We start from the raw sequence: 25011 nt of genomic DNA, 5'->3' as shown, positions 1-25011 counted from the left end.
ATTTTCAATTATTTGATTATTTATTAAAATTGGAATTTCGGGTTTTGTAAATTGGAATTTTTAATTTACACAAAATTTTAATAGTAAAATTAAATTAAAAAAATATGGCAAATATTACCGCCGCAGACGTAAATAAATTAAGAACTATCACTGGTGCAGGAATGATGGACTGTAAAAAAGCTTTGGTAGAAGCTGAAGGTGATTTTGACAAAGCAATAGAAATCCTTAGAAAAAAAGGACAAAAAGTTGCTGCAAACCGTTCTGATAGAGAATCTACAGAAGGAGCTGCTGCTGCTTTTGTAAATGCTGATAAAACCAAAGGGGCTGTAATCACATTAAACTGTGAAACAGATTTCGTAGGTAAAAACGAATCATTTATTTCTTTGGCAAAACAATTAGCAGAAAAAGCTATCAATTTTACATCTAAAGAAGACTTTTTAGCTTCTCCATTTGATGCTACTATCACTGTTGCAGAAAAATTAACAGAGCAAACAGGTGTTATTGGTGAAAAAATTGAAATCGGTGGATTTGAAATTTTGGAAGGTGCATTTGTTGGATCGTATGTACACGTAAACAAAATTGCTGCTTTAACTGCTATTTCAGCCGTAATTTCAGATGCTGAAACATTAACTAAAGATATCTCTATGCAGGTAGCTTCAATGGGTGCAGATACTTTGTCTTACAAAGATTTTGATCCTGCATTTATTGCTTCTGAACTTGATGCTCGTATTGCAGTAATCGAAAAAGAAAATGAAGAGGCAGCACGATTAGGAAAAACATTAAAAAATGTTCCTAAGTATATTTCTTATGCTCAATTAACTGAAGAAGTTTTAAAACAAGCTGAAGAAGATGCTAAAGCAGAATTAAAAGCAGAAGGTAAACCAGAACAAATTTGGGATAAAATTATACCTGGTAAAATTCAACGTTTTATTTCTGACAACACAACATTAGACCAAGAAAAAGCTTTGTTAGACCAAAACTTTATCAAAGACGACACTAAAAAAGTTGGTGATTATGTAAAAGGTTTCAATGTTGAAATCACTGGATTTAAAAGAGTTACTTTAGGATAATTTTTAAAGTAAACTAAAATAATAGTCCCCTAATTCAAATTTGAATTAGGGGATTTATTTTTATAATTATTTGTAAATTAAACAATATAAAAAAAACCTCCAAAGTTTGGAGGTTCTTACTATAACGGAAAAGCTTTTAACAAGTTAAAACATCTTAAAATGTATTATTTTACTACAGGAAATCCTTTGCTACGCATTAACGCATCTACTTTTGCATCTCGTCCTCTAAAAAGGCGGTAAGCTTCTCCTTGATCGATAGTATTTCCAGAACTAAACACATATTTTAATAATCGTTTGGCAACTGTTGTATCGTAAGGCCCTTTTGCTTCGGTAAATGCTTCGTAAGCATCGGCACAAATTACATCGGCCCACAAATAACTATAATATCCCGCCGAATATTCATCACTTGAAAAAATATGCCCAAATTGAGGTGTTCTATGACGCATAACCATTTGTGCAGGCATATTTAATGATATTAGAGTATTTTTTTCAAAAGCATCCGGATCAATTTCTTTAGTACCTTCCATGTGTAACTTCATGTCTATTAATGCACTAGAAATTAATTCTACAGTAGCAAATCCTTCATTAAAATGAGACGCTTTTTCTATTTTTTTCAATAACTCTTGTGGCATTGGTTCATTGGTTTTGTAATGCAAAGCATATTTTGTAAGAACTTCTGGCGTAGAAAGCCAACGTTCTAGTATTTGTGAAGGAAACTCTACATAGTCGCGAGCCACATTTGTACCGGCTAATGTAGGATAGTTTACATTTGAACACAATCCGTGTAAGGCATGACCAAATTCGTGAAATAGCGTATTTGCATCGTCCCAAGATATTAATACAGGTTCTCCTGCAACACCTTTTATAAAATTAGCATTATTAGATACTATTGTTGGTACATCACCAGCAAATCGCTCTTGTGTTCTGTATTCATTCATCCATGCGCCCGAACGTTTTCCTTTGCGAGCATACGGATCGAAATACCATAAACCAACATGCTTACCTGTTGTTTTATTTACAACTTCGTAGACCGTAACATCTGGATGATATACGGGTACATCGTGAACTTGAGTAAATTTCAAATCAAACAATTCTCCTGCCACCCAAAACATACCTTCTCGTAGTTTATCTAACTGTAAATATTGTTTTACTTCGTTTTGATCTAAATCATATTTTGCTTTACGCACTTTTTCGGCATAAAAACGATAGTCCCAAGGTTGAATTTGAAAGTTTTGACCTTCATTATCTACAATTTTTTGCATATCGGCAACTTCAATCGCTACTTGTGCTACAGCAGGCTTCCAAATATCCATCATGAGTTTCATGGCATTAGTAGGATTTTTTGCCATAGTATTGGATAATTTCCAGTGTGCATGTGATGAAAATCCCATTAATTTGGCTCGCTCGGCACGTAGTTTTAATATTTGAGTAATAATTGCATTGTTGTCTTGAGCATTGCCATTATCACCTCTATTTACAAACATTCTCCATACTTTTTCTCGTAATGTTCTATTTGCCGAATAGGTTAAAAACGGTTCTACAGATGAACGAGTATTTGCTATTGCTCCCAAAGATGTTAAATTATGCTCTTGAGCTGTTGTTTTTGCAGCACTTTTTAACTGTTCGGGTAATCCGTCAAAATCTGAATCAGTTTTTAATTCTACGTATTGGTTATTTTCTTCTGAAAGTAAATTTTGACTGAATTTTGTATACAATCCTGCTAATTTTTGATTTAAATCGCTCACTTTTGCTTTGCTTTTGGCATCCAATTTTGCACCATCATATACATATCTTTCATAATATACTTGCACTAACCTTTTTTGCTCTTTGGTTAATTTTAATTTGTCTTTAGATTTGTAAACAGATTCTATACGCTTAAACAATTTTGTATTTTGAGTAATTTTATCAGAGATTTCGGCTAATTTTGGTTCCATTTCGGCTTCAATTGGCTCGAAATCAGCGCTATTTAAATTAGACGAATAAATTCCGTATACGGCATAAACACGAGAAAGTTTTTTACCTACTTTTTCTAGAGCTGCAATGGTATTTGCAAAAGTGGCTGGTTTTTTGTTATTGGCAATCGCATTTACTTCATCTAATTTTTCTTTCATAGCCACTTCCAATGCTTCTTTCATATCAGAAACTTTGTACTGATCAAAAGCAGGAACACCTCCATAATTGCCTTTCCATTCGTTTAACAAACTATTCTTGTTTTGTGCATTCATAGTAATTATTGTTGTACTTAGTACTAGTGTTACAAATATTGTTTTCATGTATTTCATATTTACTTATACAAAAGTAGATTATATAGTAGTATCCTTAACAAATATAAGTAAAAGTAAATTGTTGCAACATGATAACTAATTTTGAATGTTTTTTGTCTACAAAAAATAAGTAACTTTGAAAATTAGGTAAATTTAGAGCAAATGTTTCAATCTAGAAAAGACACTGTTTATGTAATTTTGGCTGGTATATTTATTACCAATGCTATAGTCGCCGAACTTATAGGAGGCAAGCTCATTTCTGTATTTGGAGTGCCTATGAGTATTGGCATATTACCATGGCCTATTGTATTTATTACAACCGATTTAATAAATGAATATTTTGGGCAAAAGGGTGTACGAAAACTTAGCTTAATTACCGCCTGCTTAATTGCTTATACTTTTTTTATTTTGTTTTTTGCACAAAAAATCCCTGCGGTAAAAGGTTCAGGTTTAGTATCTGATTACCAATTTAACGGAGTTTTTGGGCAAAGTCAATGGATTATTGTAGGTAGCATTGCGGCTTTTTTATTTTCGCAATTAATAGATGTTACCTTATTTCATTTTGTAAAAAACAAAACAGGAAACCGTATGATTTGGTTAAGGAGTACTGGCTCTACAGTAATATCTCAATTGTTTGATAGTTTTATAGTGCTGGGTATTGCATTTTGGTTACCCAAAAAAATAAATACTACAACCTATATAACCTCAGCATTTACAGGTTATTCTGTAAAATTAGTTATTGCTATTTGTATGACTCCTCTTATTTACCTTGGGCATTCATTAATAGAAAAATATATTCATAATCATGAAAAATAAAACACGTTGCACTTGGTGCGAAAAAGATGATTTATATAGAGATTATCATGACAAAGAATGGGGAATTCCTGTTTATGATGACAAAAAACTGTTTGAATTTTTAATTTTAGAAACTTTTCAAGCTGGGTTAAGTTGGTACACTGTTTTGTCAAAAAGAGAAAATTTTAAAAAAGCATTTGCTTATTTTGATTTTGAAAAAGTTGCAAAGTTCGACGAAAACAAAATTCAACAACTTATGCAAGACGCTGGCATTATTCGAAATCAATTAAAAATAAGAGCGGCTGTAACAAATGCAATTGCTTTTATTAAAATACGTGAAGAATTTGGTAGTTTTTCAACATATATTTGGGCTTTTGTAGACGGAAAACCTATCGATAACAAACCCAAAACTCTAAAAGAAGTTCCAGCTTTTACACCATTATCTGACGCAATAAGTAAAGATTTGAAAAAAAGAGGTTTTAAATTTGTAGGAACAACGGTTGTCTATGCTCATATGCAAGCTACAGGTATGGTAAACGATCATATTCTTGACTGTTTTACAAGAACACTAGGTTCATAATACGTTTTATGATTTATCTTTAAGTATTCTCATAAAAATATCACGAGATATTTCAAACGCACCCAATCGTTCCAAATGATCATTGTGTACTTGACAATCAAGTAACTTATAATTATTTTGTTTTAAATATTCTATAAGTTTAACAAAAGCAACTTTACTCGCATTAGGCACTTTGGAAAACATGCTTTCGCCACAAAACACATGACCTAAATCTACTCCGTACAACCCGCCAACGAGTTTGCCTTCTTGCCAAACCTCAAAAGACATAGCTTTTCCAAGTTTATGAAGCTTATTGTACGCATTTACAACATCTGTAGAAATCCAAGTTCCCTCTTGATCTTTTCTAGCAATTTTTTGGCAATTAACAATTACGGCGCCAAAATCTTTATTAATAGTAACCTCAAATAGGTTTCTATTAATAATATTTCGTAAACTTTTTGGCACTTTATAATTGTGAGGATCTACAACCATACGCTCTGCGGGTGCCCACCACAATATGGGTTCGTGTGGGTCTGACCACGGAAAGATACCATTGTTGTATGCTAGCAACAGTCTTTCGTGCGACAAATCGCCACCTATTGCCAACAAGCCCTCTTCTGTGGCTTGGTCTACCGGAGGAAAATGTAGTACAGAAGTAATGAGGTACATGACAAAATGCGGTATACTAAAATAAAAACCAAACAGAATAAAGCATATTGTGTTTGGTTTAACTATTTTTTATTGATTAAAATGGTAAATCGTCGTGTTCTTCTTCATTAAACTGTGTTGCAGGTGCAAAAGCATCGGCTGCAGGCATTGGAGGCAATGAAGTTGGTGCTGAGGCTGGAACCTCTGCTTGCATTTTTTCGATTCTCCAACCTTGAATAGAATTAAAATATTTTGTTTCTCCTTGTGGATTTACCCATTCTCTACCACGAATATTTATGGAAATCTTTACGGGCTCTCCTAAAGCAAAATTATTTAACAAATCGGTTTTATCTTGAGTAAATTCTACTAATATATGTTGTGGATATTGTTCATCTGTAGTAACAACCAATTCTCTTTTCTTAAATGTAGCACTTACCTGCTGTACTGGATTTATTACTCTTATTTTTCCTAAAATTTCCATATCTTTCTTAATTCTTAATTTAAATTCTTTCTGCTAATAATACTTTCCATGCCGAAAGCACATCATTATTGTCTAAATATTCTTTTGCTTTTTGATGTACTTTTTGCTCATCTGTAGAGCTTAACACAGCTTTTACTTGAATATTATTTTGTACAAATATAGCAATTTCTTCTTCTGTTGGCAATGATTCTACGTTTCCTAGTTTTCCTAAATCGTTCCCAGAAAAAACGATGCTTTGCTTTACAAAATCTGGAATAGCATCTACACCTATTCCTAATGTCGCTAATGGTTTTTCTACCTCAAAAAGTCCGTTTTTAGCTCTGGAATACCAATTGCCTCCCAATCTAGATACCAAATCTATTTTTTCAGGGCTTATAGCACCATTTTCATCCAAAACTTCTTCTTTAATATGAATTTGTACTACTTCACAAATTATCATATTTCCTGCCCCACCTTCTGTACCAAGAGCAATAATGTCGCTTACTTTACATTCTAATTGCACAGGACTTTCTGCAACTCTATATGGTTTTACTTTATGCGATGGTAATTGTGTGAAACCCGATTTAACAAACTCATTTATCCCTTCTGGATATTCTGTACTAGACAACGACATTTGTTGAACCATATTGTAATCTACTACATTAATAACTACTTCTTTTGTTTTCTGGCAATTAATGAGTGTGTGTTTTATAGTATTATCTCGTACTCTTCTAGCTGGCGAAAAAACAAGTATGGGTGGGTTGGAACTAAATATATTAAAAAAACTAAAAGGAGAAAGATTTGGGTTTCCGTTTTCGTCTACTGTACTTGCAAAAGCTATAGGCCTTGGAGCAATAGCACTTTGCAAATAACCTTGTAATTTTACAGGTGATAATTCTTTAGGATTAATGGTAAACATTGTTTTTTATAGCAAATGTAAGCATTTTAGAAATAACTAAATTATGTTTAGATTTATAATTAAAAATGTAATTTTGTGTTACAAACAAACAAATTATGAAACTAAACTTGTTTCAAATAGAAATAGATGGCATTGATAAAGAAATTTTAAGGTATCTAATGGAAGATGCTCGAAAACCTATTTTACAAATTGCGAATAAAATTGGTATATCGGGCGCTGCAATACACCAAAGATTAAAAAAGCTAGAAGATGCCAAAGTGATTTCTGGATCTAAATTTGTAATAAACCATAAGGTTTTGGGCTATAAAACTATGGCTTTTATTGGTGTTTATTTAGACAAAGCTTCTAGCAACTCTGATGCCGTGAGAGAATTAAAAAAAATTCCTGAGGTTTTAGAATGTCATTATACTACTGGAAATTGGAGTATTTTAATTAAAATTATTTGCAAAGACAACGAACACTTAATGCAATTACTTAATAAAAAAATACAACCTATTGAAGGTGTGTCTAGAACCGAAACTTTTATTTCTTTGGAACAACAAATAGAACGACAAATACAACTATAGTGATGCTTAAAAATTTTTCTAAAGAATATATTACTGCTGGGTTTTATGTTATTTACTTATTACTATGTGGTATATGCTATATTGCATTTCCTGGTAATACTAAAACACCAAATATAGGAGTGCTCTTTTTGTTTTTACTGGTGCCTATAAGTTTTGGGTTTGCGGTATACCATGTGGTAAAGCATTTTAATTCTGAAAAAAATTACACCAAGTGTTTATTCATTCATGTGATTGCTTGGTTTTCTATAATTGGAATTCTTAGCAATTATGCAAAATAAAAAAGAACTCTAAGAGTTCTTTTTTATTTTGTTTTTCTAAACTTAATCTCTTCTTCCAAAAACTTGGAATGCCCAATATAGTAAAGATGCGAGTGCTCCAAGTGCAGCCACTACATACGTGCGTGCTGCCCATTTCAAAGCATCTTCTGCACCAGAATATTCTTCTGGACTTAACATATTTTTATTTTTTAACCAAGCCAAAGCTCTATTGCTTGCATCGTATTCTACAGGTAATGTAATAAAACTAAATGCTGTAGCAATAGCCATAAGTACTAAACCTGCTATGGAAATATAATATCCAACAGAAAGACCTTTTGAAACACCCAAAATAAGCCCCCCAATAATAAGCCATTGCGATAAACTAGAAGAAATATTCACAACCGGAACCATTTGAGAGCGCATAGTAAGCCAACTGTAAGCCTGTGCGTGTTGTACCGCATGACCACACTCATGAGCTGCAACAGCTGCAGCCGCAGCGTTACGCTGATTGTAAACAGCTTCCGATAAATTTACAGTTTTATCTGCTGGGTTGTAATGGTCTGTAAGCTGACCTGGTGTAGATATTACACGTACATCTCTAATACCATGATCGGCTAACATTTTTTCGGCAATTTCAGCACCACTCATGCCGTTTCTTAATCCTATTTGCGAGTAGTGTTCAAATTTACTCTTTAATCGTGAACTTACTAACCAACTTACCAATGCAATAGCACCAATAAGCAACATGTATCCCATATTAAACATATCTATAATTTTTATTTATAATGAATCAATTTTTATTCCAAAACTGATAGGTTGCCGTTTTGTCATACTCACTATCAGAACACCCAAAATTGGCGTTTGAAATAGGCCTGGTAACTCTAAACACAACCCACTTTATTTGGTTTTATTTTATTATACGTGATTTTTTAAAAAAGTTACAAAAAAACCATTCTTCTGTAAAAAAGAATGGTTTTTTAAAATAATGATAGGATAGAAAAACTATACCTTCATAATTTCGGCTTCTTTTACTACAAGATGCTCATCTATTTTTTTGATATACAAATCGGTTAATTTTTGTACTTGTTCTTCAGCATCTTTACATATATCTTCAGATGTGCCTTCTTTTTCTAACTTTTTAATCTCTGAATTCGCATCTTTTCTATGATTACGAATACCAATTTTGGCATCTTCTGCTTCTGATTTTGCTTGCTTTACAAGTTCTTTTCTGCGCTCTTCGGTAAGTGGCGGCACAGAAATAATAATGTTATCTCCATTATTCATAGGATTAAATCCAATATTGGCAATCATAATTGCTTTTTCTATTGGATGTAACATACTTTTTTCCCAAGGTGTAACGGTTATAGTTCTAGCATCGGGTACACTTATATTAGCTACTTGAGAAAGCGGCGTTTGTGAGCCATAGTAATCTACAAAAACCCCTCCGAGCATTTGAGGAGATGCTTTTCCTGCACGAATATTTAAAAATTCTTTCTCCAAGTGTGCTACAGAAGCATTCATATCTTCTTTGCAAGTATCTATGATAAATTTAATTTCTTCTGTCATTTTTTATAATTTTTATCTTTTACAAAATTATTTTAAAAATTAAATATTTACAACGGTTCCTACATTTTCTCCTTCACAAATTTTAAGCAAATTACCTTCTTTGTTCATGTCAAAAACAACGATAGGCAATTTATTTTCTTGACTAAGGGTAAACGCAGTAGTATCCATAACATTGAGTCCTTTTTTCAAAACATCTTCAAAAGATATGTAATCAAATTTTACTGCCGATTTGTCTTTTTCTGGATCTGCAGTGTAAACACCATCTACACGTGTGCCTTTTAGTATAACATCGGCATCAATTTCTACACCTCTAAGAACTGCTGCGGTATCTGTAGTAAAATATGGATTTCCTGTGCCTGCACCAAATATTACTATTCTACCTTTTTCCAAATGGCGTACTGCACGTCTTTTTATATAAGGCTCTGCTATCGCTTCAATTTTTAATGCAGTTTGTAGTCTAGTGAGCATTCCTTTGTCTTCTAAGGCTCCTTGTAGTGCCATACCATTTATTACTGTGGCAAGCATTCCCATATAATCGCCTTGTACTCTATCCATTCCATTGCTGGCACCTGCTACCCCTCTAAAAATGTTTCCGCCACCAATAACAATGGCAATTTGAACACCTTTGTCGTGTATTTGTTTTATCTCGTCGGCATATTCTGCCAAACGTTTTGGATCTATACCGTATTGTCTATCGCCCATTAAGGCTTCTCCACTAAGTTTTAAGAGTATTCTTTTGTACTTCATTGGTAAAAAATATCGAAAGTTGCGTTGTTTATGTATTGATTATGCAAATATAATCAAATCCTAGAACTTGAAGCTTGTAAAAAACAGTTCTGTAACATTTCTTACAATTCATACAATATAGTATATGTACCTTTGTGTAAAAGATTTTCATTATGAAAGATATTATAAAATTGGCTATAGAAAAAGGAATCTCTTATGAGGCTTATAGGAACCTTATGCAAAAATTACTTAGCGAAGGCAAGGTATCGGGAGTAACGCAATCTGAAGAGTTACATCATTATGGCACTTTAAACGAAGCTCGTATGCACCGTTTGGATAAAACAATGGTTATTACTACTGATGTATTAGAAAAAATAAATCATTTAAACAAACCATACACATGGCTTGTTATTGCTGAAACTTGGTGTGGTGATGCTGCTCAAATTCTTCCTGTGATAAATAAAATGGCACTTGCTTCAAACAATATAGATTTAAAAATTGTGTTGCGCGATGAGAACGATGCTTTGATGAATTTGTTTTTAACCAACGGAACCAAATCTATACCCAAACTTATTATTATTGATTCTGAAACGCTAGATGTGCTAGGCGATTTTGGACCAAGACCAAATGGAGCTAAACAACTTATACTTGATTATAAAGCTACTCACGGCGTGGTAGATGAAACAGCAAAAGTTGAATTGCAAAAGTGGTATTTACAAGATAAAGGTGTGAGTATTCAAAACGAAATTATGACTGTTTTTGAAAAAGAATTAGTCTAATGTTCCTATGATTTTTAGTTTTTTAGATTTTGAAATTCCTCCAGGATTGCAACCAAGTTGTCCTTGAGGAATTTCTATATTTTGCTGTTTGTAATAATCGACCCAAACGGGGAAAAATGCTTTGGTTTTTGGAGATATAAACGTCATGGGTTCTAACTTAAAAAAGGGCTTGTGGTAAGCAAACAAAAAAGCATCGTAAAATAACTCTGAACAATAGTATTTTTGATTGTTGTAGATATAAGCATCATCATAAGGAACTCCTACTTGCTTTAAAGAAAAATCTATAGCGCTTGGTATGTATTTTTGATACTTTTTTTTCAGTCTTCCAACATACATTTTCTGATTGGTATATGTTTTAAACGTTTCCCAAGGAGTTACTTTTACTTCTTGTCCAGAGGCCTCTATGATATAAACAGCATCATTTTTTATATAAACCATACCCATGTGGCTAAAATCATGACCCTTATAGCCGTCTGTAACTTCATTTATAGCATCACACAACGGCCCACAATTCATAGATTGAAAAATAAAATCTCCATTTTGCAGTACAATTTTTTCTTGAGCTTTTGAACTTAAAAAGATTATGAAAAAAATTATGAAAAATCGTTTTCGCATTTATTAATCAAAATTTAAAACGGTTACTCCTATACTAAAACTACCCATAGGAACTTGATGTACATAAAATCCGTACAAACTAGCATCTATAAATATTGACAACTCTTCAGAGCCAATTCCTAATCTAAATTTATAATAATTCCCAGATAATTTTCCTCTACCTAATGCAAAACTTTGTCCATAACCTGCTTGAAGCAGCAACCTTACTTCTTCTCCAATTAGAGGAGCTAAACTTAGCTGACCATATAATGGAACTGAAACAAGTTTTGGTTTAATTTTCCAATCTAAACCTGTATGAGCACTTAAAAGCAACCATTTATTAAAATGAATTCCATATCCCATTTTTGTACTAATGCCATCTGGAATAAAAAAGTTTTGCTTTTGTCCATCGTACTCTGTTTTACCTCTATTAGGATTAATTGATAAAGGAACAGACAATTCAAACTGAGAAAATGTATGCTTTTTCTTAATTGAATCTTGCATTTGACCAAATGTACTTTGTATTATGCAAAAAATAAATAGAATTCTAATTATCATCAGTAATTATTTTTTCAAAATCGATTGGTGTTATGGCATTTTCTACCAAATAATCTCCAATTTTAGTTCTTCTTAAAGCGCTTAAATGCCCTCCCGATTGTAGCGCAATACCAAAATCGTGTGCCAACGAACGTATGTATGTTCCTTTGCTACACTGTATTCTAAAATCTATTTCAGGAAGTGCAAAGCGAGTGATTTCAAATTGATATACTGTTGTTTTTCGTGGTTCTATCTTTACTTCTTCACCTGCTCGTGCGTGTTCGTAAAGACGTTTACCTTCTTTTTTGATAGCTGAAAAAACGGGTGGTTTTTGCCATATTTCTCCAATAAACAGAGGTAAGGTTTCTTGTATTAATCTGTCGTGAATATGATTTGTGGAAAATGTCGCATCTATTGGTGTTTCCAAATCATACGACGGTGTGGTAGCTCCCAAAACAATAGTTCCTGTATACTCTTTTGTTTGCGCTTGAATTTCGTTTATTTTTTTGGTGAATTTTCCTGTGCAAATAATTAAAAGCCCTGTAGCCAATGGATCTAATGTTCCTGCATGACCAATTTTAAACTTTTTGGGCAAATCAAATTGTTTTTTTAACACATACTTCAATTTGTTTACCGCCTGAAAAGAACTCCATGTAAGAGGTTTATCGATAAGAAGTATTTCGCCTTCCAAAAAATTTTGTGCGGTTTTTGTTTTCATTACGAATGTGTTGAAAAATAAACCAACAAAATTACACCTGCTACAATACGGTAATAACCCCAAGGTTTAAAGCCATATTTTTTTATTATTCCGATGAAAAATTTAATAGCAATAATGGCTACTATAAACGCAATAATATTGCCTAACAAAAACATTTTTATGTTTTCTGAGCTTTGCATAATCAATTGATAACCTTTAAGTTGTGTGGTTTCGTATGTTTTTAGAAAAACAGAATAACACGTTACAGCAAGCATAGTGGGTACTGCCAAAAAAAACGAGAATTCGGCAGCTACACTTCGCGTTAAACCTTGTTGCATACCGCCTATTATAGAAGCGGCACTTCGGCTAGTTCCTGGCATCATGGCTAGGCATTGCCAAAAACCTATGGTTAAAGATTTCTTTATCGAAATATCTTCATCTTTCATTACTGTAGGGTTGGTAAAAAACCGATCTATAAACAACAACAACACACCTCCTACAATAAGTACAATAGCTATAGGTATAGGTTTTTCGAGCACTTGTTCTATTTTGTCATCAAATAATTTTCCGAGAACTAGAGCAGGTATAACAGCTATGGCTAGTTTAAAATAAAAATTTAATTTGCTAAAATTCAAAAACTTTTTCCAATATAAAACCACTACAGCTAGTATTGCTCCAAATTGTATAGATACTTGAAAAAGTTTTACAAAATCGTCATGTTGTATACCAAAATATGAACTGGTAAAAATCATGTGTGCTGTAGAAGAAACAGGTAAGTACTCTGTAAGACCTTCTATTATAGCAATAATTATAGCTTGTAATGTATCCATAATAAAATAAAAATCCGTTTCTTATAATAAGAAACGGATGGTTTGTTCATTTTTAATTACTTTTTGCTTTTTGCGAAGATTGAATAAATAGTAATTCCAAAACCAGCCAAAACCAATGTTGGCGCTAGTCTAATTCTTCTAAAACTAAATAATGCTTCTTCATTAAAAACTTGAGGATCATCGCTACCGCCGCCACTCATAAGTATAAAACCAAGTGCAATAACAGCAATGCCAATAAGTAAAATTTTGTAATTTACAGTTTCAAAAAGAAAATCGGGTTTTTGCTCGTTGTTTTTCATAATAAATATATTTGATTGATTGATGATTCTAATATAAATCGTCGGTTCTTAAGTTTAAGAAACGTTGTGTAGCAAAATAAGTGCTTATCCAAGTTATTAAAAGTCCGACTACAAGTACACCTACAAGAACTAAAATTGTAAGACCTATATTGGTAAAAATTTCAAGTCCAGGAAAATTAGTATCTACATAAAACAAGGCTCCCAACAAAAATATTATTGCCAAAATAGAACCTATAAGTCCCAATAACATACTTCTTAATATAAATGGTTTTCTAATAAATGCTTTGGTTGCACCTACCATTTGCATTGTTTTTATAATAAATCGATTGGCATAAATAGACAATCGCAATGAACTATTGATGAGTAATACCGATATTAAAGTAAATATTCCGCTTATAATCAAAATCCAGAAACTAACATTTTTGATGTTATCATTTACCAATGATATTAGCTCTCTATCGTATACAATATCTGAAACCATTGGGTTAGAACGCAATTTTTGTGCTACGGTACTAAAAGCGGGATTTGTAACATAGGCAGCTTTTAGGTGAATATCGTAGGAATTATACAATGGGTTAGCACCCAAAAACTGCATAAAATCTTCACCAATAACCTCTTTGTGTTGTTTTGCAGCTTGTTCTTTGGAAACAAATTTCCAATCTTTAGCAAATTTTGAAGTTTTTAATTCGGCGTCAAATGCTTTAAAATCGGCATCTGTAGCTTCGTTTTTCAAAAACACAGTCATAACAATATCTTCTTTGAAATTATCTGAAAGACGGTGCGAATTTATTAAAAACAATGCCAAAACGCCTAGTAAAAAAAGCACTAAAAATATACTTAAAACTACTGATACATATGATGTTAGTACTCTTCTTTTTTGAAATTTATCAAAAGATGATGCCATATTCACTTAAATTTAGCCGTAAAAATAATAAACAATTTGTATTGATACAGACTAAAACGCAGAAAGATTTATGTTTCGTGTTTATTTTAATGTACTTTTGAGACAAATTTTTTAAAATTTATGGTTCGATTTTATTCTTCTGTCGTTTTTTTATTGATTTTTCAAACCCTTTTTTCTCAAGAATTTTATATTCCCTACAGAGACGGAAATCTTTGGGGTATTTGTAATGAAAATGGCGAAATAATTATTAAACCTCAATACGATAAAGTAGAATTTGACAACGGATATGATGCTAAAAGTTCAACTATTTACACGTTTAATAAAGATAAAAAAGGTCTTATTGTAAATGGCAAAATTATAGCAAATAGTATCTATGATAGAATCTATACAAAAAATAATATTATTGTTTTAATACAAAATGGAAAAAGTACCGAACTTATTACTCCCGAAGGAAAACCGGTGTTAAACTTTCCTATAGTTGTGGCCGACATTCACAATCTTAAAGACAATTTACTACTTTTTGAAATAGTACACCCCGATTATACTGAAAGTATTTTCACTTTAAACGAAAAAAATTATGCTATAGAACAGTGGCTTTACAAAAATTATTATTCGTTGGATATTTTAAAAACACGTGCCGAATTTACCAGTATAAATGCAAAAAAAACAGCCAATGGGGGCTTGGTAACAGAGAGCTGGAATTTTTCTAAAACTCCGGTAGAAAAAGCACCTCAAAATCAAAATATTTGGCAAGTTAAATATGCCGACAAATTTGCTTCAATGTCAAAAAAATATAGGGATAAATATCATGATAGTCGTGATACTTATTCTGAATATGGTTCTGGAAGTGGTACTGATAGATCTATTGACAACGATGTTGTAATGGTAGAAAGCGTTAAAGGAGATCCAGATCAAAGGGGTGATTATATGGGGCAGAAAACGGTGTCTAAAACTGTTTCTGGTTATGCTGTTTTTACCAAGGTTAATACCAAAGCAGCAATAGATTTAGTATGGTATAATACTCCCAATACTAAAGCTAGTAAAACACTTCCTTACAAAGATTTTGAAATTGTAAATGCCTCATACAAATACAAAAATCAAGATACATTGATAACTTGTAGCAACTTTTTAAAAATTAAAAACAACGCAAAACAAGGCTTAATTTTAATAAACAAACCTTTCGAGCCTATTTATTTTGACTCTATTTCAAAAAAACAATTCTATTATTACAACAATTTAGACAATGGCACATCAATAGTGGTAGGTAAAAAATTTAACACAAAACTTAAATACAATTTATTTCTATTATCAACTACATCAACTTCGAGTAATTGGTACGATGAAATAAAAGAGATAAGCAACGTAAACTATAAAGGAAAATGTCTTCTTGTAAAAAACGATACTAAATACGGACTTATCGCTACCAGCGGAGATATTATTTTAAATCCCGAATATGATACTATAGATTTTAATAATCAGCAAAGTTCATACGACGAAAACTACACCTACATACAGAAAACCAAAAAAGGCAGTAAATATGGTGCTATATATTTATTAAATGGAAGTATAAAGGTAGTTGAACCAAATTTTGATTATCCTGTAGCAACTATATACACCAATTATCCTAATCAAAACAACCGTGCTTATTATAGTTATAGCACCAATAAAGTGCAAAACACCATTCAATTAATTATCCTTAAAGATGATCGCGGAAACTTAATAGGATATGCCAATGCAAACGGAATGTTGTATTACAAAAATTAATATTATGTCTAGAAAAATACATATTCTTTTTATCTTTCTGTTGGGTTGTTTTTTTACGCAAGCTCAAAATATCGATTCGTATTCCAATTTTTCATTCCGATTTAGCTCTAAAACAGATATGGATAATTTTTACAGTTGCGAATATGAATTTAGTCCACTTATGATGCCCGTAAATCTTTCAGATTTAAAAACAAATGCTTTTAAAAAAGAAATAGATTTATTTAAAAATTCTGCTCCAAAAGAATATCATTATTTTAACGATTTTAATATTCCATCATTAGATTATTCTTACCAAAAACAAAATGGAATTACAACAGTTACCGCCACACTAAATGGATTTGAATTTTACAAATCTACCTACAAAAATGGGCTGCTCGACGGAAAAATTAGTTTCTTTTTTGTAGATGGAACTCTTTTTCAAGAATTTGAATTTAAAAAAGGCATGGCAAATGGGCTTCATAAAATATATGATAAAAACGGAAATTTAATACTAGAAACACGTTATAAAAATAATATAAAAAACGGCATAAGAACCTACTATATACCACGTAGAGACGAACAAATATCTCTATCTGGCAATTATGAAAATGGAGCAATCATAGGAGATTTAACCTATAAAATTTCAGATTATTACTATTATATTTTACCAAACGATTTAGAAAAAGGTACTTTTAAAGAATATTATCAAAATAAACTAAAACGACAATATTCTACAAAAACAAACAATACTATTGATGGTGATTTTCTAGAATATTATCCTGAAACAGAAACTTTGTCTGCAAAAATTCCATATAAGTTTGGAGTAGTTGATGGTATTTGCGAGTTTTATGATACCAAAGGAAATCTTTATAATAAACTGGAATATAAAAACGGTAAAAAAATAGGAACGCACAAAAATATTAGTGAAAAAGGAAGACTATATGCCGAAGAATATTATGACAACGAAGGGAAAAAAACAGGAAATTGGAAACAATATAATTCTTACTCCAACGAACTAAGCAAAGAAACAAATTACCTTAATGATAGTATTCACGGAACACAAACAACCTATTACAAAGGCAAAATAGAAAGCCTTGAAAACTATAAAAACGGTATTATTCAAACCAGAAAACTATACGATAATAAAACCGAAACGCTTAAAGCAGAATATAGCTATACCAATGGCAATGTTGAGCAAACTCTAGAATATTTACCCTCTGGAACACTAACCACAAAATATCAAAAATTACCAAACAACACGGCTGTTCAAACTTTTTATGATTTACAAGGAAATAAACTAACAGAAAACTATTACAACGAACAAAGCAAACCCATAGGCATACATAAAAACTATAATTATTATAGTGGAGAACCCTTTTTACAAACCATAACAGAATACGAAGACAACAATAATTACACACAAACCTATTATTTCCAAAACGGAAGCTACAACATTAGTCGGTATAAAAACCAACAAAAGCATGGTGCACAAACCCAATACAACAAACAAACAAATACAACTACGACCTACTATATTATAAAAGATAAAAAAGTAACACAAGAAGAATTCGAAGCGTTTGAAAAAAGCAAAAAAGACGAAAAAAACTAATCTGTTTACTCATTTTTTACTTTAATATTTAAACAATAAATTTGCACGTTTTAAAAGATAGCTCTTTGCAACAAACTATTGTTTCCTTGAAGCTAAAAAATGTAAATAGAATTTGAGTATGCAAAAGCATACCACAATTAAAATAGTAAAAAACACGAATGAAATACTTCCATAACGAAATCGAAGCCAAATGGCAAAAATATTGGGCAGAACACAAAACTTTTGCTGCAAAAAATAATTCAGACAAACCAAAATATTATGTATTAGATATGTTTCCTTACCCAAGTGGAGCAGGCTTACACGTTGGGCATCCGCTGGGTTATATCGCATCAGATATTGTGGCTCGATATAAAAGACATCAAGGTTTTAATGTGTTGCACCCACAAGGATATGACAGCTTTGGATTACCTGCTGAGCAATATGCTATACAAACAGGGCAACATCCAGAAAAAACTACTCGTGAAAATATTACTCGCTACCGTGAACAACTCGATAAAATAGGTTTCTCATTTGATTGGGATAGAGAAGTGCGTACTTCAAACCCCGATTATTACAAACATACACAATGGATTTTTATTCAACTATTTAATTCGTGGTACAATAAAAATACCGATAAAGCCGAAAACATTACAACGCTAGTATCTATTTTTGAAAAAGAAGGAAACAATACCGTAAATGCTGTTTGTGATGATGATATTCAAAATTTTTCAGCTTCAGAATGGAATTCATTTTCATCAGAGCAACAACAAAGAATACTATTGCAATATAGATTGACCTATTTGGCAGAAACCGAAGTAAATTGGTGTCCGGCATTAGGAACTGTTTTGGCAAACGACGAAATTGTAAATGGTGTTTCCGAGCGTGGAGGTCACCCTGTTATTCGTAAAAAAATGACACAATGGTCTATGCGTATTTCTGCGTATGCCGAACGTTTATTGCAAGGTTTAGAAACTATTGATTGGAGCGAGTCGATAAAAGAATCACAACGTAATTGGATTGGAAAATCGGTTGGTGCATTAGTGAAGTTCAAAGTCAAAAGTCAAAAGTCAAAAGACAGTAAACTTTCAGACATTGGACTTTCAACTTTCGACTATATAGAAGTCTTCACAACTAGACCTGACACCATTTTTGGAGTGACTTTCATGACTTTGGCTCCAGAACACGAACTAGTTTCTCAAATTACAACCCTAGAGCAAAAAGCTGCTGTTGAAGCCTACGTTGAAGCCACAGCAAAGCGTTCAGAAAGAGAAAGAATGGCCGATGTAAAAACCATTTCTGGCGTATTTACAGGTGCGTATGCAGAACATCCATTTACAAAAGAAGCTATTCCGGTTTGGATTGGCGATTATGTATTGGCAGGCTATGGCACAGGTGCGGTTATGGCTGTACCTTGTGGAGATGAGCGTGATTATGCTTTTGCAAATTTCTTTAAAGGAACTCACGGAATGCCCGAAATTAAAAATATAATAAGCCCCCTAACCCCCGAAGGGGGAATTGACACTTCTGATAATTGTATCAAAGAAGAAGCATTTTCAAAAAAAGATGGATTTGTTTTCAAAAATTCTGATTTTTTAAATGGTTTAGATTACAAAGCAGCAACTAAAAAAGTCATTGAAGAATTAGAAAAAATTGGAGCAGGAAAAGCCAAAGTAAATTACCGTTTGCGTGATGCTGTTTTTTCTCGCCAACGTTATTGGGGCGAGCCATTTCCAGTGTATTATGTAAATGGATTGCCACAAATGATTGATGCCAAATATTTACCAATTGTTCTGCCCGAAGTAGAAAAATACTTACCCACCGAAGACGGGCAACCACCATTAGGCAATGCCACAACTTGGGCTTGGGATAGTATCAATAACAAAGTAGTATCAAATAAACTTTGTCATGCTGAACTTGATTCAGCATCTCACAACGGAGTTTTCCCTTTAGAATTAAACACTATGCCAGGTTGGGCAGGAAGTTCGTGGTATTGGATGCGCTATATGGATGCACACAATGAAAACGAATTTGCCTCAGCCGATGCTTTGAAATATTGGGAAAATGTAGATTTATATATTGGCGGAAGCGAACACGCAACCGGACATTTATTGTATTCACGTTTTTGGAACAAATTCTTAAAAGATAGAGGTTTCGCACCAACAGAAGAACCCTTCAAAAAGTTGATTAATCAAGGCATGATTTTGGGAATGAGTGCGTTTGTTTATAGAGTAGTTATTGCTACCATTGAAAATAAAGATTTTTTAAAATCATCAAAAATTTATGTTTCAAAATCTATTCGAGACAAAATTGTCCATGACAAAACGTATGAAAAGAATTTTTTGGTTGGATTAGCAACTGATAACATAACAAAAGAATTTGATGAGAATACTTTAAACAAAATTGCAGGTGTTATTTTTAATGATTTACATGTCAATGTCAAATTTGTTAATTTATCAGATGAGCTTAATATATATGAATTAAAATCTGACAATGAATTTGGAAAAGAATTTAAAGATGCGGTTTTTATTGGTGAAAATAAACAAATAATCATTAACGGAAATGACGTTTATAAAGTAGGTCGCGAAGTAGAAAAAATGTCCAAATCAAAATACAATGTAGTCAATCCAGATGATATTTGCGAAGAATATGGTGCCGATACGTTGCGCTTGTACGAAATGTTTTTAGGCCCATTGGAGCAAGCCAAACCTTGGAATACAGCGGGTATTACAGGGGTTTATGGTTTCTTAAAAAAATTATGGCGCTTGTATTTTGACGATAATGGTTTACATGTTACTAATGATGAACCAACGGCAGAAATGTACAAATCGTTACACAAAACCATTAAAAAAGTTACCGAAGATATTGAGAATTTCTCATTCAATACATCAGTATCTCAATTTATGATTTGCGTAAACGAATTGGCACAACAAAAATGCCACCACCGTGCTATTTTAGAACCATTAGCTGTATTAATTTCGCCTTATGCACCACATATTGCAGAAGAGCTATGGAGTGCTTTGGGGCATGAAAGTTCTGTTTCGACCATTTCTTTTCCAAAATTTGAAGAAAAATATGTCGTAGAATCAGAAAAAGAATACCCAGTTTCGTTTAATGGTAAAATGCGTTTTACTATAAAATTACCGCTTGATTTAACTCCTGCCCAAATAGAAGAAATCGTTATGGCAGACGAGCGCACGCAACAACAATTACAAGGTAGAACACCTAACAAAGTGATTATTGTACCAGGAAAAATCATCAATTTAGTAGGATAAACATATAGAAGCGGAAGTATTTTTAACATAAAAACAATAAATAATGTGGTTTTCAAAAAAGATACTTCCGTTTTTTTCATACTTGTTTCACCCAATATTTACGGCGTTTTTCGGCACGCTTTGGTATATTTTTTACAGCGAAAATTATGCAGCGCAACAACAAGGAAAACTACTTATTTTTCAAGTAGTTATTATTACTTGTTTACTGCCTATGGCTTTTTTACAATTGCTCAAACTATACGGAAGAGTTGATAGCCTTATGGTTTCTGATGTAAACCAACGTAAAATGCCTTTACTTATGCAAATGGCTTTAACATCGGTATTGCTTCAAAAAACAATTACGCTAGATTTATTTCCTGAATTGTATTTTTATTTTTTAGGAGGAATTTTAAGTGCTCTCGTAGTTTTTGTACTTATCTTTTTTAAAATAAAAGCAAGTATACACATGATGGGTATGAGTGCATTAAGTATTTTTATGATATGCATTTCAATAACCACACAACAAAATAACTTTTATAGCATTGCGCTTGTCTTTTTTTGTACCGGATTAGTAGCTTCTTCTAGACTAGCACTACATGCTCACACCAATAAAGAACTTATAATAGGCTATTTTTGTGGTTTGCTTCCGCAATTAATGTTGATGTATTTTTGGCTATAAAATATAAAACTGCAAACCTATATTTATAGTATTCATATCGAGGTTTTTTTGCTGTATTTGTACATTTTTAAACATAGGCGAAAACCCATAATAAGCATAAATATTCCATGTGTTCCACCCTGCTGCTATGTAACAACCGTATTGAAATTTATTAACATCTGGATTGTTTTTAAGCGATATATTTTGAGCATCATTTACAAAAGTATATGTACTCGATAGTATATAACTCATTTTAAAACCTGTATATATTCTCCAAAAACGATGCGATACAAAATCGGAATTTCGCCAACGTAATTCCAAAGGTATTTCTACTGCATGAAAACTATAATTGCTCTTGTCGTAATAAATATTTTTTGATAAAACTTCATATTGATAACCTCCATTGGAAGCGTTTGATATGTATAAATTCATGTTGCATTTATTGTAAGCATAACCTGCACCAAGAGCCACACTATATGTTCTATTGTTATTTACAGGCATATCTCGTAAAAATCCAACAGCAAGCCCTGGCGATAAATTATTTTGGGTTAATCCTGAAGGTGTTTTTTGCAAATTATTGTAAGTAAGTGTAAAATAAAATTGATCTTCACGATAAAGCGAATCTACTTTGGTGCTTAGTGAATCGTTTTGAGCCAAACAAGAAATAGAAAAAACAAAAAATAAAAACAGAAATTTTCCTGTAGACATAATGAATATTTTTTAATAAAAGTAGTTATTTTTGGGCAATCTTGTTTTATATAGCAATAAATTTCTATATTTGCTTTCCTGTTTTGGGGATGTAGCTCAGTTGGCTAGAGTGCTTGACTGGCAGTCAAGAGGTCGTGGGTTCGAGCCCCATCTTCTCCACAAAAGCCGTTAGTATTTTTACTTGCGGCTTTTATTTTTTCGTTCGGCTTCTAATTCGTTAGCCACTTTTTCAAGTTCCAAATACCAATTTTCCCCAAATCTGCGCACAAGTGCTTCTTTTACAAATTTATACACAGGAACTTGCAACTCTTTGCCCAACGTACAAGCATCTGAACAAATATCCCAACGGTCGTAATTAACAGCGGCAAATTCTGTAAAATCTTTTACTCGTATAGGATATAAATGACATGAAACGGGTTTTTTCCAATCTATAACCCCTTCATTGTAAGCTTGTTCTATACCACACAAGGCTGTTTTTCCGTCAAATATTACGTAAGCACAATCTTTATCGTCTATAAGAGGTGTTTCAAGATCTTGTTCGGTTCCTACAACCCATGTTCCTTTTTCTTCAATAATATCTTGACCTTCTTTACGCAAATAGGGTTTAACTTTGGGGTAAATTTCTTCCAAAATCTTGGTTTCTTCTTTACTTAAAGGAGCTCCTGCATCGCCATCTATACAACAAGCGCCGTGGCATGCTGATAAATTACAAACAAATTCTTTTTCTAATATATCTTCAGATACTATTGTTTTTCCTAATTGAAACATATCATTTTTATTTGATGCAAAGATAGAGTAGAATTTTTAGTAATAATAGCTCATTATATTTAATTATTTTTGCAAAAAAAATGATGTTTGGACTAGATTTAAAAGAAATAATTACGGTAGGTATGGTACTTTTTGCTGTAATTGACATTATTGGTTCTATACCTGTGATTGTAGATTTAAGAAGCAAATTCGGACATATAGAATCTGAAAAAGCAGCTATAGTATCGGGGGTTATCATGATTACCTTTTTATTTATAGGTAAAGAGTTATTAAAGCTTATTGGTATTGATGTACATTCTTTTGCAGTTGCAGGGTCTTTTGTTTTATTTTTCTTAGCTTTAGAAATGATTTTAGGCATACGATTGTATAGAGAGCAAGAAGCAAAATCGGCATCTATTGTTCCGTTGGCTTTTCCGCTTATTGCTGGAGCAGGTACAATGACCACTTTGCTATCTTTGCGCTCTCAATACGCTACTATTAATATCGTTTTGGCTATTCTAGGCAATATTATTGTGGTTTATGCTGTTTTAAAATCGTCTTCAAAAATAGAAAAACTATTGGGCGAAAATGGTTTGGGTGTGGTACGAAAAACATTTGGGGTAGTATTACTCGCAATTGCTGTTAAATTATTTGCTGCAAATGTTAAAGGGTTGTTCATTTAACATTTATATTAATAAATTTGTAGTATAATATTTTACAATGAAAATTTTTACAACAATATTATTGGTTCTTGCCATTGCATTAATTGTATTTAACATTACTCTTATTGATTTTAAGAATCCTACAGAAGGAAATAGTTTGGTTGCTATTATTGGTGCAGCAGCATCTATTTGTGCTGTGTTAATTTTACTTATATTTAGATTATCTAAAAAAGTTGTAGAACAATCAAAAAACAACTAATGTTTGAAGTGCTTATAATAGGTGGAGGCGTTTCTGGTATTTCGTGCGCCTTAATACTGGGTTCTGCACTCAAAAAACCTTTTATGGCAGATAAAAAAATTGGTGTTATTGCACATCAAAAATCATCTGCATTGCAAGAAGCTATTTTTTATAATGCGTATGGCATACCTGCTGGAACTTTAGGAAAAGATTTGCTTGAAAACAGTTTAAAGCAATTAACAACATATTATCCAGAAGTAGCTGTTATTGAAGATGAAAAAGTGCTTAAAATAGTAAAGCAACCTTTTGGAATTGAGGTATTTACCAACAAAAACACGTATACTGCTAAAAATATCGTTGTCGCCACAGGGAATTCTAATATGTTTGCTATTGAAGGGTTAATGGACTATGTAATTCCTCATAAAAAAACAAATCCCGAAAAACAGCGTATACAACTCATTAATGACGACAACAAAGTAACCGAAGGCATTTATGTAGCAGGAACTCTAGCTGGGTGTAGAAGTCAATTATCTATAGCCGCAGGAAGTGGTGCCGCAGTAGCTACAGATATTTTAACAGCTATTAATAACGGAATTCCTACACAATCGCACGATAGCATTAAAAAAGAAGCCTTTTAAAACCTAATTTGTAAAAGATAAACGATAAAATCGTACAATCATCTATTTTGTTTTATAATATGTGATTTTTTTTATACTTTTACCGCAAATGAAAAAAAGTAGCATGAAATTATTATCGTTGATTATACTTTTATTGGTTTGCAGTTTTACTTTTGCTGCGCCAAACCCTCCACCTCCAGCTTCTCCTGTACCTCCAGGAACGCCTATAGATGAATGGGTATATTTTGCTGGCTTTATTTTATTTATATGGGCATTCAAAATTTTTAAAAACATAAAAAAAACTTCCGCTACATAACGGAAGTTTTTTT

29 protein-coding genes and 1 tRNA gene are annotated in these 25011 nt (G+C 32.4%); 14 read left to right on the top strand and 16 right to left on the bottom strand.

The genetic code is table 11. The features are described from left to right. The first annotated feature begins 104 nt into the window (after positions 1-104). Positions 105-1070, top strand: a complete 966-nt coding sequence (gene tsf / locus Q361_RS10050) for a translation elongation factor Ts (protein WP_103726597.1) — start codon at positions 105-107, stop codon at positions 1068-1070. Positions 1071-1234: 164 nt separating this feature from the next. On the opposite strand, the gene Q361_RS10045 is transcribed toward tsf, so the two are convergent. Then, complete coding sequence (locus Q361_RS10045; RefSeq protein ID WP_103726596.1) at positions 1235-3343, bottom strand: M3 family metallopeptidase; 2109 nt, start codon at positions 3341-3343, stop codon at positions 1235-1237. A 153-nt stretch (positions 3344-3496) separates the two neighbouring features. Here Q361_RS10045 and Q361_RS10040 point away from each other — a divergent pair, with 153 nt between their 5' ends. Together Q361_RS10040 and Q361_RS10035 are read left to right on the top strand one after the other, a co-directional pair. Then, positions 3497-4150, top strand: a complete 654-nt coding sequence (locus Q361_RS10040; protein WP_103726595.1) for a queuosine precursor transporter — start codon at positions 3497-3499, stop codon at positions 4148-4150. Next, positions 4140-4709: a DNA-3-methyladenine glycosylase I gene (locus tag Q361_RS10035; RefSeq protein ID WP_103726594.1), complete on the top strand. Its 570-nt coding sequence runs from the start codon at positions 4140-4142 to the stop codon at positions 4707-4709. The genes Q361_RS10040 and Q361_RS10035 overlap by 11 nt, the downstream gene beginning before the upstream one ends. A gap of 6 nt (positions 4710-4715) precedes the next feature. Here Q361_RS10035 and aat read toward each other — a convergent pair whose 3' ends face one another. From aat to Q361_RS10020, 3 genes are all read right to left on the bottom strand, one after another. Continuing rightward, a complete protein-coding gene (gene aat / locus Q361_RS10030; RefSeq protein ID WP_103726593.1) occupies positions 4716-5357 on the bottom strand; it encodes a leucyl/phenylalanyl-tRNA--protein transferase in 642 nt (213 codons plus the stop codon). A gap of 76 nt (positions 5358-5433) precedes the next feature. Beyond that, positions 5434-5817, bottom strand: a complete 384-nt coding sequence (locus Q361_RS10025) for a DUF3127 domain-containing protein (RefSeq protein ID WP_103726592.1) — start codon at positions 5815-5817, stop codon at positions 5434-5436. Positions 5818-5836: 19 nt separating this feature from the next. Continuing rightward, entirely contained in the window at positions 5837-6715 is an 879-nt protein-coding gene (locus Q361_RS10020; RefSeq protein ID WP_103726591.1) for a flavin reductase family protein, read from the bottom strand. A 95-nt stretch (positions 6716-6810) separates the two neighbouring features. Between Q361_RS10020 and Q361_RS10015 the strand changes: the two genes are divergently transcribed. Beyond that, positions 6811-7281, top strand: a complete 471-nt coding sequence (locus Q361_RS10015; protein WP_103726590.1) for an Lrp/AsnC family transcriptional regulator — start codon at positions 6811-6813, stop codon at positions 7279-7281. A 2-nt stretch (positions 7282-7283) separates the two neighbouring features. Next, positions 7284-7559, top strand: a complete 276-nt coding sequence (locus Q361_RS10010; protein ID WP_103726589.1) for a hypothetical protein — start codon at positions 7284-7286, stop codon at positions 7557-7559. A gap of 42 nt (positions 7560-7601) precedes the next feature. On the opposite strand, the gene Q361_RS10005 is transcribed toward Q361_RS10010, so the two are convergent. The 3 genes from Q361_RS10005 to pyrH form a co-directional block, all read right to left on the bottom strand. After that, the gene (locus tag Q361_RS10005; protein ID WP_103726588.1) at positions 7602-8294 is read right to left on the bottom strand and encodes a zinc metallopeptidase; all 693 of its coding nucleotides are present in this window, start codon (positions 8292-8294) and stop codon (positions 7602-7604) included. A gap of 246 nt (positions 8295-8540) precedes the next feature. Further along, positions 8541-9104: a ribosome recycling factor gene (gene frr, locus Q361_RS10000; RefSeq protein WP_103726587.1), complete on the bottom strand. Its 564-nt coding sequence runs from the start codon at positions 9102-9104 to the stop codon at positions 8541-8543. 39 nt (positions 9105-9143) lie between these two features. Further along, positions 9144-9851, bottom strand: a complete 708-nt coding sequence (gene pyrH, locus Q361_RS09995) for a UMP kinase (protein WP_103726586.1) — start codon at positions 9849-9851, stop codon at positions 9144-9146. 152 nt (positions 9852-10003) lie between these two features. Here pyrH and Q361_RS09990 point away from each other — a divergent pair, with 152 nt between their 5' ends. Continuing rightward, entirely contained in the window at positions 10004-10609 is a 606-nt protein-coding gene (locus tag Q361_RS09990; RefSeq protein WP_103726585.1) for a thioredoxin family protein, read from the top strand. On the opposite strand, the gene Q361_RS09985 is transcribed toward Q361_RS09990, so the two are convergent. The 6 genes from Q361_RS09985 to Q361_RS09960 are packed head-to-tail and all read right to left on the bottom strand — an operon-like array spanning position 10601 to position 14470. Further along, positions 10601-11224, bottom strand: a complete 624-nt coding sequence (locus Q361_RS09985; protein WP_103726584.1) for a YiiX/YebB-like N1pC/P60 family cysteine hydrolase — start codon at positions 11222-11224, stop codon at positions 10601-10603. The genes Q361_RS09990 and Q361_RS09985 overlap by 9 nt on opposite strands. A 3-nt stretch (positions 11225-11227) precedes the next feature. Next, positions 11228-11707 (bottom strand): hypothetical protein, encoded by a 480-nt coding sequence (locus Q361_RS09980; protein ID WP_146047005.1) that lies wholly within the window; start codon positions 11705-11707, stop codon positions 11228-11230. 43 nt (positions 11708-11750) lie between these two features. Next, complete coding sequence (gene truB / locus Q361_RS09975; RefSeq protein WP_103726582.1) at positions 11751-12458, bottom strand: tRNA pseudouridine(55) synthase TruB; 708 nt, start codon at positions 12456-12458, stop codon at positions 11751-11753. Continuing rightward, a complete protein-coding gene (locus Q361_RS09970) occupies positions 12458-13267 on the bottom strand; it encodes an undecaprenyl-diphosphate phosphatase (RefSeq protein ID WP_103726581.1) in 810 nt (269 codons plus the stop codon). Before Q361_RS09970 ends, truB begins: the two co-directional genes overlap by 1 nt. Before the next feature lie 56 nt (positions 13268-13323). Further along, positions 13324-13566: a DUF3098 domain-containing protein gene (locus Q361_RS09965; RefSeq protein WP_103726580.1), complete on the bottom strand. Its 243-nt coding sequence runs from the start codon at positions 13564-13566 to the stop codon at positions 13324-13326. 28 nt (positions 13567-13594) lie between these two features. Next, complete coding sequence (locus Q361_RS09960; RefSeq protein WP_103726579.1) at positions 13595-14470, bottom strand: cell division protein FtsX; 876 nt, start codon at positions 14468-14470, stop codon at positions 13595-13597. Between the two features lie 120 nt (positions 14471-14590). Here Q361_RS09960 and Q361_RS09955 point away from each other — a divergent pair, with 120 nt between their 5' ends. From Q361_RS09955 to Q361_RS09940, 4 genes are all read left to right on the top strand, one after another. Then, complete coding sequence (locus tag Q361_RS09955) at positions 14591-16234, top strand: WG repeat-containing protein (protein ID WP_103726578.1); 1644 nt, start codon at positions 14591-14593, stop codon at positions 16232-16234. A 4-nt stretch (positions 16235-16238) separates the two neighbouring features. Beyond that, the gene (locus Q361_RS09950) at positions 16239-17822 is read left to right on the top strand and encodes a toxin-antitoxin system YwqK family antitoxin (RefSeq protein WP_103726577.1); all 1584 of its coding nucleotides are present in this window, start codon (positions 16239-16241) and stop codon (positions 17820-17822) included. 158 nt (positions 17823-17980) lie between these two features. Further along, entirely contained in the window at positions 17981-21073 is a 3093-nt protein-coding gene (locus Q361_RS09945; protein WP_103726576.1) for a leucine--tRNA ligase, read from the top strand. Between the two features lie 43 nt (positions 21074-21116). Continuing rightward, on the top strand, positions 21117-21731 hold the full coding sequence (locus tag Q361_RS09940) for a hypothetical protein (RefSeq protein WP_103726575.1): 615 nt from the start codon (positions 21117-21119) through the stop codon (positions 21729-21731). Here Q361_RS09940 and Q361_RS09935 read toward each other — a convergent pair. Then, on the bottom strand, positions 21726-22418 hold the full coding sequence (locus Q361_RS09935; RefSeq protein ID WP_103726574.1) for a porin family protein: 693 nt from the start codon (positions 22416-22418) through the stop codon (positions 21726-21728). The two genes, Q361_RS09940 and Q361_RS09935, sit on opposite strands and share 6 nt — an antisense overlap. An 85-nt stretch (positions 22419-22503) precedes the next feature. On the opposite strand from Q361_RS09935, the gene Q361_RS09930 reads away from it, so the two are divergent. Then, positions 22504-22577 (top strand) — tRNA-Ala (locus Q361_RS09930). Positions 22578-22595: 18 nt separating this feature from the next. Here Q361_RS09930 and Q361_RS09925 read toward each other — a convergent pair. After that, the gene (locus tag Q361_RS09925) at positions 22596-23186 is read right to left on the bottom strand and encodes a DUF3109 family protein (protein WP_103726573.1); all 591 of its coding nucleotides are present in this window, start codon (positions 23184-23186) and stop codon (positions 22596-22598) included. Between the two features lie 83 nt (positions 23187-23269). On the opposite strand from Q361_RS09925, the gene Q361_RS09920 reads away from it, so the two are divergent. From Q361_RS09920 to Q361_RS09910, 3 genes are read left to right on the top strand one after another with little or no spacing between them, the layout of a single operon-like run. Next, on the top strand, positions 23270-23848 hold the full coding sequence (locus Q361_RS09920) for a MarC family protein (RefSeq protein ID WP_103726572.1): 579 nt from the start codon (positions 23270-23272) through the stop codon (positions 23846-23848). Positions 23849-23885: 37 nt separating this feature from the next. Then, positions 23886-24086, top strand: coding sequence for a hypothetical protein (locus tag Q361_RS09915; protein WP_103726571.1), 201 nt, complete (start codon positions 23886-23888; stop codon positions 24084-24086). Continuing rightward, positions 24086-24703, top strand: a complete 618-nt coding sequence (locus Q361_RS09910; protein ID WP_103726570.1) for an FAD-dependent oxidoreductase — start codon at positions 24086-24088, stop codon at positions 24701-24703. The genes Q361_RS09915 and Q361_RS09910 overlap by 1 nt, the downstream gene beginning before the upstream one ends. A gap of 42 nt (positions 24704-24745) precedes the next feature. On the opposite strand, the gene Q361_RS09905 is transcribed toward Q361_RS09910, so the two are convergent. Further along, positions 24746-24961, bottom strand: a complete 216-nt coding sequence (locus Q361_RS09905; RefSeq protein ID WP_146047004.1) for a hypothetical protein — start codon at positions 24959-24961, stop codon at positions 24746-24748. Positions 24962-25011: the final 50 nt, after the last annotated feature.

It is taken from the genome of Flavobacterium croceum DSM 17960 (assembly GCF_002917885.1).
GTDB lineage: Bacteria > Bacteroidota > Bacteroidia > Flavobacteriales > Flavobacteriaceae > Flavobacterium > Flavobacterium croceum.
This window is presented reverse-complemented; position numbering and strand designations above follow the sequence as displayed.

Bases quoted from the DNA above. Each gene is read 5' to 3' on its own strand.
- Q361_RS09960 (WP_103726579.1), bottom strand. From the start codon at position 14,470: ATGGCATCATCTTTTGATAAATTTCAAAAAAGAAGAGTACTAACATCA.
- Q361_RS09925 (WP_103726573.1), bottom strand. From the start codon at position 23,186: ATGTTTCAATTAGGAAAAACAATAGTATCTGAAGATATATTAGAAAAA.
- Q361_RS09940 (WP_103726575.1), top strand. From the start codon at position 21,117: ATGTGGTTTTCAAAAAAGATACTTCCGTTTTTTTCATACTTGTTTCAC.
- Q361_RS09970 (WP_103726581.1), bottom strand. From the start codon at position 13,267: ATGGATACATTACAAGCTATAATTATTGCTATAATAGAAGGTCTTACA.
- tsf (WP_103726597.1), top strand. From the start codon at position 105: ATGGCAAATATTACCGCCGCAGACGTAAATAAATTAAGAACTATCACT.
- Q361_RS09950 (WP_103726577.1), top strand. From the start codon at position 16,239: ATGTCTAGAAAAATACATATTCTTTTTATCTTTCTGTTGGGTTGTTTT.
- truB (WP_103726582.1), bottom strand. From the start codon at position 12,458: ATGAAAACAAAAACCGCACAAAATTTTTTGGAAGGCGAAATACTTCTT.
- aat (WP_103726593.1), bottom strand. From the start codon at position 5,357: ATGTACCTCATTACTTCTGTACTACATTTTCCTCCGGTAGACCAAGCC.
- Q361_RS09935 (WP_103726574.1), bottom strand. From the start codon at position 22,418: ATGTCTACAGGAAAATTTCTGTTTTTATTTTTTGTTTTTTCTATTTCT.
- Q361_RS09955 (WP_103726578.1), top strand. From the start codon at position 14,591: ATGGTTCGATTTTATTCTTCTGTCGTTTTTTTATTGATTTTTCAAACC.
- pyrH (WP_103726586.1), bottom strand. From the start codon at position 9,851: ATGAAGTACAAAAGAATACTCTTAAAACTTAGTGGAGAAGCCTTAATG.
- Q361_RS10025 (WP_103726592.1), bottom strand. From the start codon at position 5,817: ATGGAAATTTTAGGAAAAATAAGAGTAATAAATCCAGTACAGCAGGTA.
- Q361_RS10035 (WP_103726594.1), top strand. From the start codon at position 4,140: ATGAAAAATAAAACACGTTGCACTTGGTGCGAAAAAGATGATTTATAT.
- Q361_RS09980 (WP_146047005.1), bottom strand. From the start codon at position 11,707: ATGCAAGATTCAATTAAGAAAAAGCATACATTTTCTCAGTTTGAATTG.
- Q361_RS10015 (WP_103726590.1), top strand. From the start codon at position 6,811: ATGAAACTAAACTTGTTTCAAATAGAAATAGATGGCATTGATAAAGAA.
- Q361_RS10005 (WP_103726588.1), bottom strand. From the start codon at position 8,294: ATGGGATACATGTTGCTTATTGGTGCTATTGCATTGGTAAGTTGGTTA.
- frr (WP_103726587.1), bottom strand. From the start codon at position 9,104: ATGACAGAAGAAATTAAATTTATCATAGATACTTGCAAAGAAGATATG.
- Q361_RS10020 (WP_103726591.1), bottom strand. From the start codon at position 6,715: ATGTTTACCATTAATCCTAAAGAATTATCACCTGTAAAATTACAAGGT.
- Q361_RS10010 (WP_103726589.1), top strand. From the start codon at position 7,284: ATGCTTAAAAATTTTTCTAAAGAATATATTACTGCTGGGTTTTATGTT.
- Q361_RS09920 (WP_103726572.1), top strand. From the start codon at position 23,270: ATGTTTGGACTAGATTTAAAAGAAATAATTACGGTAGGTATGGTACTT.
- Q361_RS09945 (WP_103726576.1), top strand. From the start codon at position 17,981: ATGAAATACTTCCATAACGAAATCGAAGCCAAATGGCAAAAATATTGG.
- Q361_RS09985 (WP_103726584.1), bottom strand. From the start codon at position 11,224: ATGCGAAAACGATTTTTCATAATTTTTTTCATAATCTTTTTAAGTTCA.
- Q361_RS09910 (WP_103726570.1), top strand. From the start codon at position 24,086: ATGTTTGAAGTGCTTATAATAGGTGGAGGCGTTTCTGGTATTTCGTGC.
- Q361_RS09990 (WP_103726585.1), top strand. From the start codon at position 10,004: ATGAAAGATATTATAAAATTGGCTATAGAAAAAGGAATCTCTTATGAG.
- Q361_RS09915 (WP_103726571.1), top strand. From the start codon at position 23,886: ATGAAAATTTTTACAACAATATTATTGGTTCTTGCCATTGCATTAATT.
- Q361_RS10045 (WP_103726596.1), bottom strand. From the start codon at position 3,343: ATGAAAACAATATTTGTAACACTAGTACTAAGTACAACAATAATTACT.
- Q361_RS09965 (WP_103726580.1), bottom strand. From the start codon at position 13,566: ATGAAAAACAACGAGCAAAAACCCGATTTTCTTTTTGAAACTGTAAAT.
- Q361_RS10040 (WP_103726595.1), top strand. From the start codon at position 3,497: ATGTTTCAATCTAGAAAAGACACTGTTTATGTAATTTTGGCTGGTATA.